Origin of the sequence: Pseudomonas sp. 3MA1 (genome assembly GCF_029237275.1) — a bacterium.
In the GTDB taxonomy this organism is placed as follows: domain Bacteria; phylum Pseudomonadota; class Gammaproteobacteria; order Pseudomonadales; family Pseudomonadaceae; genus Aquipseudomonas; species Aquipseudomonas fluorescens_AP.
On the sequence record NZ_JAACFX010000014.1, the window covers coordinates 1 to 13,862 of the forward strand.

At 61.8% G+C, this 13,862-nt stretch carries 9 protein-coding genes; 3 read left to right on the forward strand and 6 right to left on the reverse strand.

What is annotated here, in order from left to right; all coding sequences use genetic code 11:
* Together GWQ44_RS27125 and GWQ44_RS27130 are read left to right on the forward strand one after the other, a co-directional pair.
* The coding region (locus GWQ44_RS27125; RefSeq protein ID WP_275928715.1) for a calcium-binding protein at positions 1-1,392 on the forward strand (1,392 nt) is incomplete at its 5' end.
* A gap of 392 nt (positions 1,393-1,784) precedes the next feature.
* Positions 1,785-2,687, forward strand: coding sequence for a LysR family transcriptional regulator (locus GWQ44_RS27130; protein WP_016964394.1), 903 nt, complete (start codon positions 1,785-1,787; stop codon positions 2,685-2,687).
* A 37-nt stretch (positions 2,688-2,724) separates the two neighbouring features.
* Here GWQ44_RS27130 and GWQ44_RS27135 read toward each other — a convergent pair whose 3' ends face one another.
* The 5 genes from GWQ44_RS27135 to GWQ44_RS27155 form a co-directional block, all read right to left on the reverse strand.
* On the reverse strand, positions 2,725-5,460 hold the full coding sequence (locus GWQ44_RS27135) for a LuxR C-terminal-related transcriptional regulator (RefSeq protein ID WP_275928716.1): 2,736 nt from the start codon (positions 5,458-5,460) through the stop codon (positions 2,725-2,727).
* A 308-nt stretch (positions 5,461-5,768) separates the two neighbouring features.
* Complete coding sequence (locus GWQ44_RS27140; protein ID WP_047306030.1) at positions 5,769-7,133, reverse strand: DUF1329 domain-containing protein; 1,365 nt, start codon at positions 7,131-7,133, stop codon at positions 5,769-5,771.
* Positions 7,134-7,163: 30 nt separating this feature from the next.
* On the reverse strand, positions 7,164-9,026 hold the full coding sequence (locus GWQ44_RS27145; protein ID WP_275928717.1) for a DUF1302 domain-containing protein: 1,863 nt from the start codon (positions 9,024-9,026) through the stop codon (positions 7,164-7,166).
* Positions 9,027-9,363: 337 nt separating this feature from the next.
* Positions 9,364-11,046: a fatty acid--CoA ligase gene (locus tag GWQ44_RS27150; RefSeq protein WP_275928718.1), complete on the reverse strand. Its 1,683-nt coding sequence runs from the start codon at positions 11,044-11,046 to the stop codon at positions 9,364-9,366.
* A gap of 146 nt (positions 11,047-11,192) precedes the next feature.
* On the reverse strand, positions 11,193-12,377 hold the full coding sequence (locus GWQ44_RS27155) for an MFS transporter (protein WP_275928719.1): 1,185 nt from the start codon (positions 12,375-12,377) through the stop codon (positions 11,193-11,195).
* An 85-nt stretch (positions 12,378-12,462) separates the two neighbouring features.
* Between GWQ44_RS27155 and GWQ44_RS27160 the strand changes: the two genes are divergently transcribed.
* Positions 12,463-13,236, forward strand: a complete 774-nt coding sequence (locus GWQ44_RS27160) for a helix-turn-helix transcriptional regulator (RefSeq protein WP_275928720.1) — start codon at positions 12,463-12,465, stop codon at positions 13,234-13,236.
* Here GWQ44_RS27160 and GWQ44_RS27165 read toward each other — a convergent pair.
* Positions 13,220-13,849, reverse strand: a complete 630-nt coding sequence (locus GWQ44_RS27165; RefSeq protein WP_016964387.1) for a LysE family transporter — start codon at positions 13,847-13,849, stop codon at positions 13,220-13,222. The genes GWQ44_RS27160 and GWQ44_RS27165 overlap by 17 nt on opposite strands.
* Between the last annotated feature and the right edge of the window lie 13 nt (positions 13,850-13,862).

Genomic DNA, 13,862 nt, shown 5'->3' on the forward strand with positions numbered 1-13,862 from the left:
ATCCTCGATCAGGCCGCTGAATTGAACCTGCTGCAAGAACTCGCGGATGAAGGCCTCGATACGCTGAACATCACCTACGCCGCGACCGCGCAAAACAGCACTGTTGACCTGAGCCTGAGCAACCTGCGGAACGTGGAGAACGCCACACTCATAGGAGCTGGCACCTTCAGCCTGGTTGGCAACGATTTGGATAACCGCCTGATCGGTAATGCCTACAACAACACGCTCCAGGGCGGTGCCGGCAACGACTACCTCGACGGCGGTGCCGGCATCGATACCCTGATCGGCGGTACGGGCGATGACACCTATATCGTCGACAACCTCGCCGACAAGATTATCGAACTCGAGGGCGAAGGCTACGACCGGGTGCAAACCTCGGTCAGCTACACCTTGAGCGCCAATATCGAAGACGGCCAGCTGATGGGCACCGGCGCAATCAATCTGACCGGCAACGACTCCAACAACACTTTGGTCGGCAACAGTGCCGCCAACATCCTCGACGGCAAAGGCGGTGCCGACATCCTCGACGGCGGTGCCGGCAACGACACTTATTATGTCGATGACAGCGGCGACACCATCATCGAGCGCGGTACCTCACTGAGCGAGATCGACAACGTCTTCTCCACGGTGAACTGGACCCTGGGCGATAACCTGGAGAACCTCACCCTGCTGGGCAACGCCAGCCTCAGCGGCACCGGCAATGGCTTGAACAACCGCATCACCGGCAACGCAGGCGACAACTTCCTGGATGGCGGCGCAGGCATCGATACCCTGATCGGCGGTACCGGCAACGACACCTATGTAGTCGACGACGTGCGTGACGTCATCATCGAAACCAGCACCCTGGCCAGCGAGATCGATACGGTTCGCTCCTCGGTCAGCTGGACCCTGGGCGCCAACCTGGAAAACCTCACCCTGACCGGCAGCACCAACCTCAACGGCACCGGCAACGCCTTGAACAACGTACTGATCGGTAACGATGGCAACAACCTCCTCAACGGCGGTAGCGGCAATGACCAGCTCGATGGGGGCGCTGGTGATGATGTGCTGATTGGAGGACAGGGCAGCGATACCTTAACGGGTGGAGCCGGTGCCGATCGCTTTGTATTTAACTTGTTGAGCGAGCTGGGTAAAGGCAATGCTCGCGATGTGATCACTGATTTCAGCAGCGCCCAAGGTGACAAAATCGACCTGTCGCAATTGGATGCCAATGTGCTTGTCGCTGGAGTCAACAAGTTCACTTTTATCGACACCAACGACTTTACCGCCGCCGGCCAACTACGCTTTGTCGATCACGTGCTGTACGGCAACATCAACGGTAACTTGGACGCGGATTTCGAGATCCAACTGCTGGGAGTTAACAGCTTCAGTGCCAATGATCTGGTGGCCTGAATCTGACGCACAATCCTGAGAAGGTTGAGGGTTCCCCAATAAACAATGCCCCGACACCCGTTGGGGCGCTTGCCTTGTCATGACGCGCTCCCTCTAACCCTGTCCACTCAACCAAGTCGATTCAAGTTCGAACATCCCATTGCACCTTGGCGAAAGCATCGGTTGGGTAGACCCAAGCCAAAGAAGCAAAGAAAAAGATGCTCTCTACCGACGAAAAACCTGGCTAGCTCCTGCCCCCTGCGCCAGAGCTTGTGGGTATTGTTGCAAGACAAGAAAAACTCATATCCGGAGAAAGTCAGTGCATAAGTTGCTTACTTTCAGTTGGTAGAGACTCTAGTCAGGCTCGGAACAGGGCCAATACCCCCGCGCCAAGGCAAAGAACGAGGTTCGCTGTGGCCACCTACAATCTGCGTCAACTCAAGTACTTCATCACCACCGTCGAGTGCGGCAGCGTCGCCGAGGCGTCGCGCAAGCTGTATATCGCCCAGCCGTCGATCTCCACCGCCATCAAGGGCCTGGAGGACAGCTTCGGTGTGCAGTTGCTGATTCGTCATCACGCCCTGGGGGTGTCCCTGACCCCAAGCGGTGCACGCTTCTATCGCAAGGCCCAGGAACTGCTGCGCATGGCCAAGGAGTTCGAACAGAACGCCCTGGCCGACAATGATGTGGTGTCCGGACAGATCGACATCGGCTGCTTTGAAACCGTGGCGCCGCTGTACCTGCCGCAGTTGATCGCCGGTTTCAGCGCGCTCTATCCCGGCGTGGAGATCCGCATCCGCGACGGTGAGCAACAGGAACTGGTGCAAGGCCTGACCGGCGGCGCCTTCGATCTGGTGATCCTGTATGAACATGAATTGGACGGCACCATCGAGACCGAACCGCTGATGCCGCCGCAACGCCCCTATGCGCTGTTGCCGGCCGATCATCGCTACGCCCAACAGGCCCAGGTTTCGCTGCGGGACCTGAGCCTGGAGCCGATGATCCTGCTGGATGTGCAACCCAGCCGGACCTACTTTGTCAGCCTGTTCGAGGAGTTGGGGCTGACACCGCAGATCGCCTTCAGCTCGCCTTCCATCGAGATGGTGCGGGGCATGGTGGGCCAGGGCTTCGGCTTTTCGATCCTGGTGACCCGCCCCCACTCCCAGTGCTCCTACGACGGCAAGCCGGTGGTGTGCGTGGATATCGTCGAGGACGTGACCGGCTCCGGCCTGGTCGCCGCCTGGCTCAAGCGTGGCCAGTTGACCAAGCCGGCGCGCCTGTTTGCCGACTATTGCAAGGAACACCTGGCTCGTTGAACGCACCTTGCGGCCAACTTGCCCCGCATCCGGGCGCCTAGCCCAGCAGCCCCAGTTCCTGGGCCCGGGCCACCGCCTGGGTGCGGCGCTCCACCCCCAGCTTGCTGTTGATATGGCTGGCGTGGGTCTTGACCGTATGCAGGGAGATGAACAGTCGCTCACTGATCTCCTGGTTGGAGCAGCCCTGAGCGATCAACTGCAGCACCGACAACTCCCTGGAGCTCAAGGATTCGCTGGGCACCGCCACTTCGGCAAGCTCCCGAGGAGCGGCGGGCAACCGCTCCAACAGCGCCTGGGTCAAGGCAGTCGGCACGCCATGCTGCAACTGCTCGCGCATCCAACCGGGATGCTCGGCAATCAGCCCCTCGAAAGGCTGCAACGCGCCACCCACCGCCGCTTCCAGAGCCTGGAGCAAATCCTGGCGGGCCTCGGGACCACGCCCGAGCACCAACAGCAACTGAGCCTTCTGGGTCAGGGCCATCACGCTCAACAGCTGCCGACCGCTCTGCCGACCATGCTCCTCCAGCCGCCGCAAACGTTGTTCGGCCCTGGCGACGTCGCCCTTGATGGCGTCCAGCCGGGCCTGCTGCAGCTCGATATGCAACGGCAGTTGCGGGTGAAACTCAGGCGGTGCCGCCGCCTGTTCGCCGGTGTAGGTCTGGCCCAGGCGGCCCAGCCAGGCTTCGGCCAGGTCGGTGCGTCCCTGAGTCAGCCAGAGCTCGCATTTGACCAGGGTAATCATTGCCAGATAGTAGATCGGCGGCACGTCCCAGATGTGCATCAGGCGCTCGGCTTCGGCGAGCTCGGCAAAGGCCCGGGCAAACTCGCCTCGCAAGCCCTCCTGCTTGGCGATCACGCAGTGGGCGATCAGCACGCTGATATCACGACAGGCCCGGGCCTCCACCAGCCCGGCCTGAAGTCGCAGCAGACCGGTTTCCGGCTGAGCCCGCAGCGTCAACAGATAACCTTCATACAGGGTCAGCCGGGCCCGCACCGCGTACAGCCGTTGAGCCGACAGCCCCTGCAACCGTCGCAGCCCCTGGTGCACCTCCTCCAGGGCTCTGAGCACCTCGCCCCGCGCCTGCAGGACCCGGGCCCGATCGTAATGGGCCAGGGCCTCGAACAGCGGATTGCCAACCCGTTGCGCCAGCTCCAGGGATTCGCGATTGAGACTGCGGGCGCGCCACAGGTCGGCGTCGGTAATCGCCAGATTGGACAGGGTCGACAGGCACATCAGGCGTTGCCCGTAACGCTTGTGCGGCAGGCTCTCCAGAGCTTCACCGCAATAGGCCAGGGTTCTTTCCCGCTGCCCGCGACCACGGGCGATGATCCCGCTCAGGGCCAGCCATTGCGCCAGCATCGACTTCTGCGCGGTGGCCGAAGGCGCCGGCAAGAAACGACTCAAGTGATCGGCCAGCTCTTCCGCGGCATCCAGCTGGCAGGCCAGGCCCAGGGCCCAGCTGTAAAGCACGATCAGGCGCGGCGTGCTGATCAACAGGCTGTCGGGCAGGTCCATCTTCCAGCGCAGCAGCATGCCGACATTCTGCTCCGCCAGCAGTTGCTCCTCCGACAGGTTCTGCACCAGGTTGGCCGCCACATCCAGGTGCCCGGCGCGCAGCGCCTGTTCCACCGCTTCATCCAGCAGCCCCTGGGCATTGAACCAGCGACAGGCCCGCAGATGCAGAGTGGCGGCCGGCACCAGGGCATTGGCCGTGGGGCGGGTGCGCAACAGATCGGAAAACAGGTGGTGATAGCGATACCAGTGCCCGTGTTCGTCCAGCGGCACCAGAAACACCTGGTGGGCCTGCAGAAACCCGAGGATGTCGGCACTGTCATGGGCCTCGCGCAGGGCGTCGCAGAGTTCGGCGCAAAAACGCTCCTGGGGCGCCGTGTCATAGAGGAACGCCTGGACCTCGGCGGGCAGACAATCGATGACCTCCTCCAGTAGGTAATCGCGGATCAGCCCTTCGCCGCCATGCAGCCTCTGGGGCAAGGTGCCCAGCGCACCGGCCTCGGACGCCGCCAGCAGCCAGAAACGCAACCCCGCCACCCAGCCCTCGCTACGCTGGATCAGGCTTTCCAGGGCCTCGCCACGCAAGGCGCTGCTGTGCCGATCCAACAGGCTCAGGGATTCGTCATGGGTCAGGCGCAGGTCCTGTTCATTGAGTTCCAGCAACTGTCGCGACAGCCGCAGCCGCGCCAGATGCCAGTCCGGACGCTGGCGACTGGTGACCAGCACCACCAGGCCATCGGGCAGGTGATTGAGAAAGAACTGCAAGCAGCGGTCCAGCACCGGGCCCTGGGCCAGGTGATAGTCATCAAGCACCAGCAGCAGCGGTTTACTGCCGCACAGATGCTGTGCCAGCTCGTCCAGCAGGCCGTCGAGCCACTCTTCAAAGGCGAAGGGCTGATGGCGCTGGCGCATTTTCAACAGCCCGAGAGACTGCCGGCCCAGTTGGGGAAAGTACTGCTGCAAGCCTGCCAGCAGACGCTCCAGGAAGCGCCCGGGATCGCTGTCCCGGCGGCTCAACCCCAGCCACAGGCTCTGCCAGTTCCCCGGCAAACCCTGACAGAACTCCACCGCCAGCGAGCTCTTGCCGAATCCGGCCGGCGCGCTGACCAGCAACAGCCTGCCCTTCAACCCGGCGCTCAAGCGTTCGCAAAGACGCGGCCGCTGCACGTATCCGTCGGGCAGGGGGGGTCGATAGAAACGCCCTTCCAACGCGGGAATCACCGCGCTGGCAGACCGTTGAAGGGAGGACAGCTCAGTCATGGCCAACTCTTATTGATGTAGGGTTGTCGGCGTAGCAGATGCCCGCAGACTAGCGGTAAAAAGCGACCTGTTGAAGATTTTTGCGACCATTCAGGTAAAAAAGACTATGTCCAAATGGGTCGGATATATCTGACTGATCAGTCGATATTTCAGTTATTTATTAGGCAACTTACTCATTCACTTGGAGAAAACCAGCCTAGCCCACCTGGATTGTTGTGCACTTCCCCGAGTGCAGGATTGTTCAGGCAAAAAAAAGCCCCGAACCAGTCGGGGCAATTTCCGAGGATGCGGCCTCTATTCAAAGCGGATCAGCGAACTCCGTCCTGACGCAAAGCGGCAGGAGTGAAATCGCTGGTGGTTGCGGTGAAGCCAAAGTCATACGCCTGCTTCTCTTCGTTCTTCATGCCCAGCGCCAGATAGCGGCCGGACTGCAGGTCGTAGAGGGTTTCCAGGGCGTACCACGGCACTTGCTTGTCGTAGTAGTTCTCGGCATGGGCTTCGGCCACGCGCCACAGTTGGCCACGCCCGTCGTAATGGTCGATCACCGCCGCCTGCCAGGTGTCCTCGTCGATATAGAAGTCACGCTTGGCGTAGATGTGACGCTGGCCTTCCTTCAGGGTCGCGACCACATGCCAGACCCGGCGCAGCTCGTAGCGAGCCAGATCCTGGTTGATGTGCCCGGCCTTGATGATGTCGGCGTACTTCAGGCTCGGCGAATCGAGCTTGTAGCTGTCGGAGGCGATGTACATCTCCTTCTTGCCTTCCAGCTTCCAGTCGTAGCGATCCGGCGCACCGTTGTACATGTCCAGGTTGTCCGAGGTACGCAGGCCGTCGGCGGCGGTACCCGGGCCGTCATAGGACACTTGCGGGGCACGGCGCACACGCCGCTGGCCGGCGTTGTAGACCCAGGCCGAACGCGGCTCCTTCACTTGGTCGAGGGTTTCGTGAACCAGCAGCACACCACCGGCCAGGCGCGCCGGGGCGGTCACTTTCTGCTTGAAGTAGAACAGGATATTGCCCGGGTTCTTCGGGTCGTAATCCTTCATCTTGTCGCGGAACACGAACTGGTCCTGGAAGTACACCAGGCTGTAGGAGCCGTTGGCCTGTGGCGTGGCCTGGGTCACCAGACGGGTCACGCTGCCACCGCGGTAGCGGGTGATGTGGTTCCAGATGACTTCCACGCCGCTTTTCGGGATCGGGAACGGAATCGCGGTTTCGAAGTTCTCCAGGCCGTTGCCGCCGGACACCAGATTGGTTTTGGTGGCGTTGCGCTTGATGGCGGCGAACACGTCAGCCGGCACCGTGGCCCCACGGTGGGACGGGTAGACCGGCATCTTGAAGGTTTCCGGGTAGCGCTTGAACATCGCGTACTGCCCCGGCGCCAGCTTGTCCTTGTACTGCTCGACGTTCTGCGCGGTGATGGTGAACAGCGGTTGCTCGCTGCCGTAAGGGTTGGACAGGAAGCCCTTGCTGTCCACGGTGCCGGCGTTGGTCGCCATGGGCTTCCAGGCCGGGATGGTGCCGGCGGCGTTACCGGCCATTTCCGCGCCCATCGGCGTCAGGCTGGTGCCCAGCTTGGCGGCTTCATCGGCCGAAACCGCGGCCATGACCCCGGTGGCCAGCAGTGACAGTCCCAGCACACCGATGTGCAACAGACTCTTGGTGATTTTCATAGTGTTGTTCTTCCTGAAAATGCAGTGTGCTTAGAAGTTCACGCCAACGCTCAAGGCGAGGAAGTCCCGGTCATCCACGGTGCTGAAGTCGCCACCAAAGAAGTTGGTGTAGGCCAGGCTCGCGGTGTAGGTGTTCTGGTACTCGGCATCCAGTCCCAGGCTGATGGCCTTGCGGCCTTCTTCGAAGTTGCCGCCAGGGCCTGGCGAGTAACCCTTGACGTCATGGGACCAGGCCACGTTGGGCTTGAGGTTCACACCGGCGAACACATCCGGATATTCCCAGATGGCACGACCGCGGTAGCCCCAGGAAGTGGCGGTGGTGAAGCCGTCGTTGTTGCAGTTGGTGGTGCGGTTGCTGGCGTCAGTACCCGCACCGGCTCCGGCGATGGTGCTGCTGTTGAGGGTGGCGCAGAAACCGTTCGGCAATGTGCCTGGCCCAAAGACCGGATCGCGGCCATAACGAGCTTTAGTCTTGCTCTCCAGGCCTCCGACATAAGTCATGCCGACTTCACCCACCAGAGTCAGGCGGCTGGCGCCCATGACCTGATCGAAGAAGTGGGTAAAGGTGGTCTGCAGCTGGGTAATTTCCTTGCGGTTATAGCCGTGCAGGTCCTGCCCGGGAGTGCCTTTCAAGACAGAGGCGTTGCCAAAGCCGGCAATGGGCGTCACACCGGCAAACAGGATGTCGGTGGAGTTCAGCTGGACCGGCGCATTGGGGCGGTAGCTCAGTTCGCCGCTCCAGGCCGTGCCGGTAGGCAAGGTGGTGGAGAAGCTAAGGCCATACAGGCGGATATCTTCCGGATACTCGACGAAGTAGTTGGAGTTGCCGGCCACGATCAGCGGCCTGGCGCTAGCCAACGGCCCCAACGGCATCGTGTAGTAGCGCGACGCAGCGCCCTGAGCACTGAAGATCGGCGCGCGACTGTGGTAATTCATGAAGTAGGCGCCGAACTCGGTATCCAGCGGCTCGTAGTTGTAGCGAAAGGCCACGCCGAACTGGCCACTGTCGCGGGCATCACGATCTGCGCCACGACGAACCAGAACACCTTCGTTGTTAACGTCCACCCCTAGGGCGTTCAGGGTCGGGAACGCTGCCGGGTTGATGGTCGAACGCTTGTTCAGCACCCGCAGGTTATTGTCGCAACCATCGGAAATGATGTCCGGCTGCGAGAAGAAAGTGCCGCAGTTATCGGTAACGGTCTGGTCCCACTCCAGCTGGTAGAAGGCTTCGGCCGAGAGGTTCTCGGTGAGGGCCTGGGAGATGTAGAACATGTTGACCGGAATCAGGCCTTCCTTGACCTCCGCGCCAGGACGGCGGAACGCCGACACATCGATCGGGTTGATCGAGTTGATACCGCCACCGATAAAGGTACTTTCACCCCAGCTCACGACTTGCTTGCCGAAACGCACCGAACCCGGCTCATCGGCAATGGAGTAGTTGTGGTAGATGAAGGCATCGAGGATCTGCCCGCCGGAAGACTTGGCGCCTTCCTTGCGGTTGTTGTCACTGATGTTCTTGAAGTCCAGGTCTTCGTCTTTGAGCTTGAAGTCATACCAGTACTTGCCACGGACAAACACACCGGTATCGCCGTACTTCAACTCCAGGTCATGGATACCCTTGAAGATCTTCGAGAAGGTCTGGCCCTTGTTGAAGTTCAAGTGACCATCGTCAGAGGTCTGGGACAGGCCCTTGCCGCCGTTGTTGACCCCGATCAGGTTCTTGTTGCGCTCGGCGGTGGACCAACTGGCTCCCAGGGAAAGGGACGAATCGAAGCTGCCTTCGATTTCACCAATATTGAAGCTGACGCCGAATGCCGGCCCGGCGAGCGTGGAGGCGAGACCGACGGCCAGGGGCAGTTTCGCCCGGCGCCAGAACTGGTTTGCTGATGTCATCGACGCTACTCCATGTGCATTATTGTTATGGCAGTACGCTCTTCTGAAGACGCTGCGGATACCGGGTCGAGCAACACCGCCCCAGGCCCGAAGTTGCGTGGCGCGAGCACCCCACAATGCTCCGTACTTCAGAAAAATCCGTGAACGGACTATATCCAGCGGGGATTACTGCTTGATCCCTCTAAAGTGTGATTTGTAGCCACCCACCGCGCTGGAACAACCCTTTGCCACAGCCGTTGAAAGACGGCGCGCTAAGAATGGCTGAAAATCTCGTGAGCACAAGGCAAAGGCTTGCCGGGTGGGCATGCCGTGCCCGGGCGGGCACGGCAACAGACGCTCAAAGCGTGGAGAGGAAGGTGCTGTTACTGGCTTGCCATTCGCTGATGTCGATGCGAATGCGCTTCTTGTCCAACTTGCCAACGCTGGTCTTGGGAATTTCAGTAACAAGGGCAATCTGACTGGGGATCGCCCACTTGCTCAAGTGGCCCAACTCCACGAATGGCTTGAGGTGTTCCTTGAGCTCGCGGGCACCAATGGCATGACCTTCGCGGATCACCAGCAAGGCGAACGGGCGCTCGCCCCACTGCGGATCGGCAATGCCCACCACTGCTACTTCACGTACCGCCGCGTGGCGACTGATGAGGTCTTCCAGGTCCAGGGAGGAGATCCACTCGCCGCCGGTCTTGATCACGTCCTTGATCCGGTCGCGGATGTCGATCACCCCCATGCTGTCCAGGGTCGCCACGTCGCCGGTGTGCAGCCAGCCGCCTTCCCACAGCTCGGCGCCCTTCTGCGGCTCGTTGAAATAGCCTTCGGTCAGCCAGGGCGCGCGCAGCACCAACTCGCCCTGGGACTCGCCGTCCGCCGGCAGGAACTTGCCCTCGGCATCGATGATCGCCGCTTCCACCAGCGGGCCCGGCACCCCGGCCTTGATCCGGTAGGTGGTGCGCTCGTCTTCGCTGCTCGCCATCAGTTCGTCATTGAGATGGGCGCAGGACACCAGCGGGCCGGTCTCCGACATGCCGTAAGCGGCAGTCAGTTGAATGCCCCGGGCCTTGGCTGCCTCATATAGCGCTCGGTTCAGCGCGCTGCCGCCGATGACGATCTTCCAGCCGCCGAAATCGGTGCCCTGGGCCGCCTTGGCGTTGAGCACCATCTGCAGGATGGTCGGTACACAGTGGGAGAAGGTGACCTTTTCCCGGCGCCACAACTCCACCAGGTACTCAGGGTCGTAGCGTCCCGGGTAGACCTGCTTGAGCCCGAGCATGGTGGCCACGTAGGGCAGGCCCCAGGCATGCACGTGGAACATCGGGGTGATGGGCATGTACACGTCGTTGGTGCCCAGCAGCCGCACACTGTCGATGCAGCCCATGATGGTGGACACCCCCAGGGTGTGCAGCACCAGTTGCCGGTGGGTGAAATACACGCCCTTGGGATTGCCGGTGGTGCCGGTGGTGTAGAAGGTGGTGGCCACCGAGTTCTCGTCGAAATCCTCGAAGCTGTACTGGGGGCTGGCGGCGGCCAGCAACGTCTCGTACTCCCCCACCAGGTTCGGCAGCTCGGCGGTTTTCTCCGGCGCATCGGTGAGCAGCAGGGTTTTCTCCACCGTGGTCAGGTGCCCGGCGATGGCTTGGTACAGACCGACAAACTCGCTGTTGACCAGCACGAAGCGGTCTTCGGCGTGGTTCATGGTGTAGAGGATCTGCTCCGGCGACAGACGCACGTTGATGGTGTGGATCACTGCGCCAATCATCGGGATGGCGAACATGCACTCCAGGTAGCGATGGCTGTCCCAGTCCATGACGGCCACGGTGTCGCCAGCCTTGACCCCGGCGGCGGTCAGTACGTTGGCCAGGCGCGCCACGCGCTCGATCAGGGTCGGATAGGTGTAGCGCAACTGGTCGCGGTAGATGATCTCGCGGGTTTTCTCGTAACGACTGCCGGACATCAGCAGCCGCTTGATCAAGAGCGGGTATTGATAGGCGCCTTCGGCGGGGGGGATAACACGAGTCTGCAACATAAGAATCCCTTTTCTGACGGCTCGGTCGTAGCTGGAGAATACTCACTCTAGAGTGCCTGTGCGCCTGCTAAATCAGCCAAAGGGATGATTTGCAGAGCCGTACAAATACTAGCTCCAAGCCAGCATTGGTGCGGCTCCGCGTGAGTTCAAGCGTTCTGTCCCACCGCCGCCTCGGCCGGAGTCCGGGGAAACGCCAGCGCGGCGGCAAAGGTCAGCGCGGCAAACCCGGCGAGGATCAGGTACAGGCCGCTCAACCCCTGGCGCGGCTCCACCAGGGCAATCAACGGAATGGCCGTGGCGCTGGCACCGAACGACAAGCAGTAACGCAAGGCGAAGACCCGCGACTGCCACTGCGGCGCGACGAAGTTGGCGACCATGGCGTCATTCACCGTGACCTGGCCAAACACCACGAACATGAAGGCCGCCCCCAGCAGGATCACACTCCAGCCCTCGCTGTGGGCCATGGCCAGCAGCAGCGGCGCCTGGAACAGGGTCAAGACGATGAATGGCCACTTCAGGCTGAAGCGATGCAACACCCGGCCAATGGTCAACTGCGCCACCGCACCGAAGGCATAGGCCAGGCTGACCACCAGGCCCAGGGCCTGCGGCGAGGTGAACAGTGCGTGCAGGCGTTCCTGGAACAGCTTGGGGTAGGTCATGGTGGTGGCGTTGAACACCACCCCGCCGGTGGCCGTGGCCAGGGCCAATACACCGAACACCAGGAACATGGAGATCTGCTGCCCGCCCTTGCCCTTCAAGCCGACGTGGGGCCGAACCGGCACCGGCTCCTCACGCACCTGCAAGGCAAAACCGATTCCCAGCAGGATCGCCACCGCCCCCGGCAGGATAAAGGCCGAACGCCAGCCGAACCGGGCCACCAGAAAACCGCTGATCAGCGCCGAAAAAGCCACGCCGAGATTGCCCCACATGCCGTTGATGCCAATCTCCCGTCCACGATTCTGGGCATACGCCACCAGCATGGCCGTACCCACCGGGTGGTAGATCGCAGCGAACACCCCCATCAGGGTCAGGCCGATCACCAACAGGGTCGGGCTGTTGCTCAGGCCGGTAAGGATCGACGCCGCGCCAATGCCGAAGAAGAACAGCAACATCATCTGTCGTCGGCTCCAATGGTCCCCCAGCCAACCGGCGGGTAGCGAACAGGCGCCAAAGGCGATGAATCCGCCCAGGGACAGGCCAATCAGCGCCGCATAGTCCAGGGCAAAGGCCTGGGTCATGCCCAGCACGGCGGCGGGAAAGATCAGCATGAACATGTGATCGATGACATGGGCAGCATTGACGTAGCGGATAACGTTTCGAGCTTGATTCATGGCGGCACACAAGGTTGGTTGTTGTGTCGCCTATGCTAAGTTGGCTGTTTACAGCATTCCTGACAACAAAGTCATTGGATCGGACATGTTAATCAGCCACTTCCACCACGGCCCGGTGAGCGCCTATCCCCGCGACTATCCCGATGCCGCCCACCAGCCCTCCCATCGCCATCGCGAAGCGCAGTTTCTCTACGCCGCCTGCGGCACCATGCGCGTGGTCACCGCCCAAGGCGCCTGGGTAATTCCGCCAACCCGCGCGGTGTGGATTCCGCCCCTGGTGGAGCATGAGATCTTCATGGTCGGCGAGGTCCGCATGCGCTCCTTGTTCATTGCTGCCCATCTGTCTCCACCGTCCTTGCAACAGTGCTGTGTACTGGCGGTGACACCCTTGCTGCGGGAGCTGATCCTGCGGGCGGTGCAAGGACCGGAGCAGGCGGAAAATCCGCTGATCCAGCAACTGATGCTGGAAGAGATCGCCGGCCTGGAAAACCTGCCCCTGCACATTCCCATGCCCCAGGACCGGCGCCTGCAGAGCATCTGCCGCACCCTGCTGCAGACCTCAGACCATCCCCACACCCTGGAAGACTGGGCACAGCAGGTCGGCGCCAGCTCGCGGACCCTGGCGCGGCTGTTTCAACAGCAGGTGCAGATGAACTTCAATGCCTGGCGCCAGCAACTGCGCCTGATGGAAGCCCTGCCACGCCTGCTCGCCGGGGAAAGCGTGCACAGCGTGGCCGACTCATTGGGATATGGCAGTGCCCGGGCCTTCAGCGCGATGTTCTACCGCTTGCTGGGGGATACGCCACGGCATTACGTGGCGACCCTGAACCAGCTCAGCGCACTCAATGCATCTCGGTGAAGGCCAGTTTCACGCCGATGGCGATCAGCACCGCGCCCATGGTGCGGTCGAACCAGTGGCCCATGCGGGCGAAGCCGGCACGCACCCGCTGCTGGCTGAACAGCAGCGCCACCAGGCAGAACCAGAGCGCAGTAGCCGCCGCCAGGTACACCCCGTAACCGGCCTGGATCGCCAGCGGTGTGTGCGGGTTGATCACCACGGTGAACAGCGAGAGAAAGAACAGCGTTGCCTTGGGGTTCAGGCCATTGGTCACGAAGCCTGAAGTAAAGGCCCCGCGAGCGGTACGAATGCCCGCCTCCTGGTGCAGATCATCCGCCGCCGGCTTGGCCGGTTGGGCGCGCAGGGCCTTGAAGCCGATGTACAGCAAGTAGGCGGCCGCCAGCCACTTCAGGGCGTTGAACAGCACGATGGATTGGGAAACGATCAGGCCGATTCCCAGCAGTGAATAACCCACGTGCAGGAAGATCGCGCAGCCCACGCCCAGGGCGGTCCAGGTGCCGGCGCGACGGCCGTGGGTCACGCTTTCGCGCACCACCACGGCGAAATCCGGGCCGGGGCTGGCCACCGCCAGCAAGTGGATCAGGGCAACGGTCAAGAACTCGGTGAGGTACATGCAGGCTCCTGTG

What these genes read in the sequence shown, in the direction of transcription:
- GWQ44_RS27135 (WP_275928716.1), bottom strand. Translation starts at nt 5,460, where the DNA reads ATGACTGAGCTGTCCTCCCTTCAACGGTCTGCCAGCGCGGTGATTCCC.
- GWQ44_RS27160 (WP_275928720.1), top strand. Translation starts at nt 12,463, where the DNA reads ATGTTAATCAGCCACTTCCACCACGGCCCGGTGAGCGCCTATCCCCGC.
- GWQ44_RS27165 (WP_016964387.1), bottom strand. Translation starts at nt 13,849, where the DNA reads ATGTACCTCACCGAGTTCTTGACCGTTGCCCTGATCCACTTGCTGGCG.
- GWQ44_RS27155 (WP_275928719.1), bottom strand. Translation starts at nt 12,377, where the DNA reads ATGAATCAAGCTCGAAACGTTATCCGCTACGTCAATGCTGCCCATGTC.
- GWQ44_RS27140 (WP_047306030.1), bottom strand. Translation starts at nt 7,133, where the DNA reads ATGAAAATCACCAAGAGTCTGTTGCACATCGGTGTGCTGGGACTGTCA.
- GWQ44_RS27145 (WP_275928717.1), bottom strand. Translation starts at nt 9,026, where the DNA reads ATGACATCAGCAAACCAGTTCTGGCGCCGGGCGAAACTGCCCCTGGCC.
- GWQ44_RS27150 (WP_275928718.1), bottom strand. Translation starts at nt 11,046, where the DNA reads ATGTTGCAGACTCGTGTTATCCCCCCCGCCGAAGGCGCCTATCAATAC.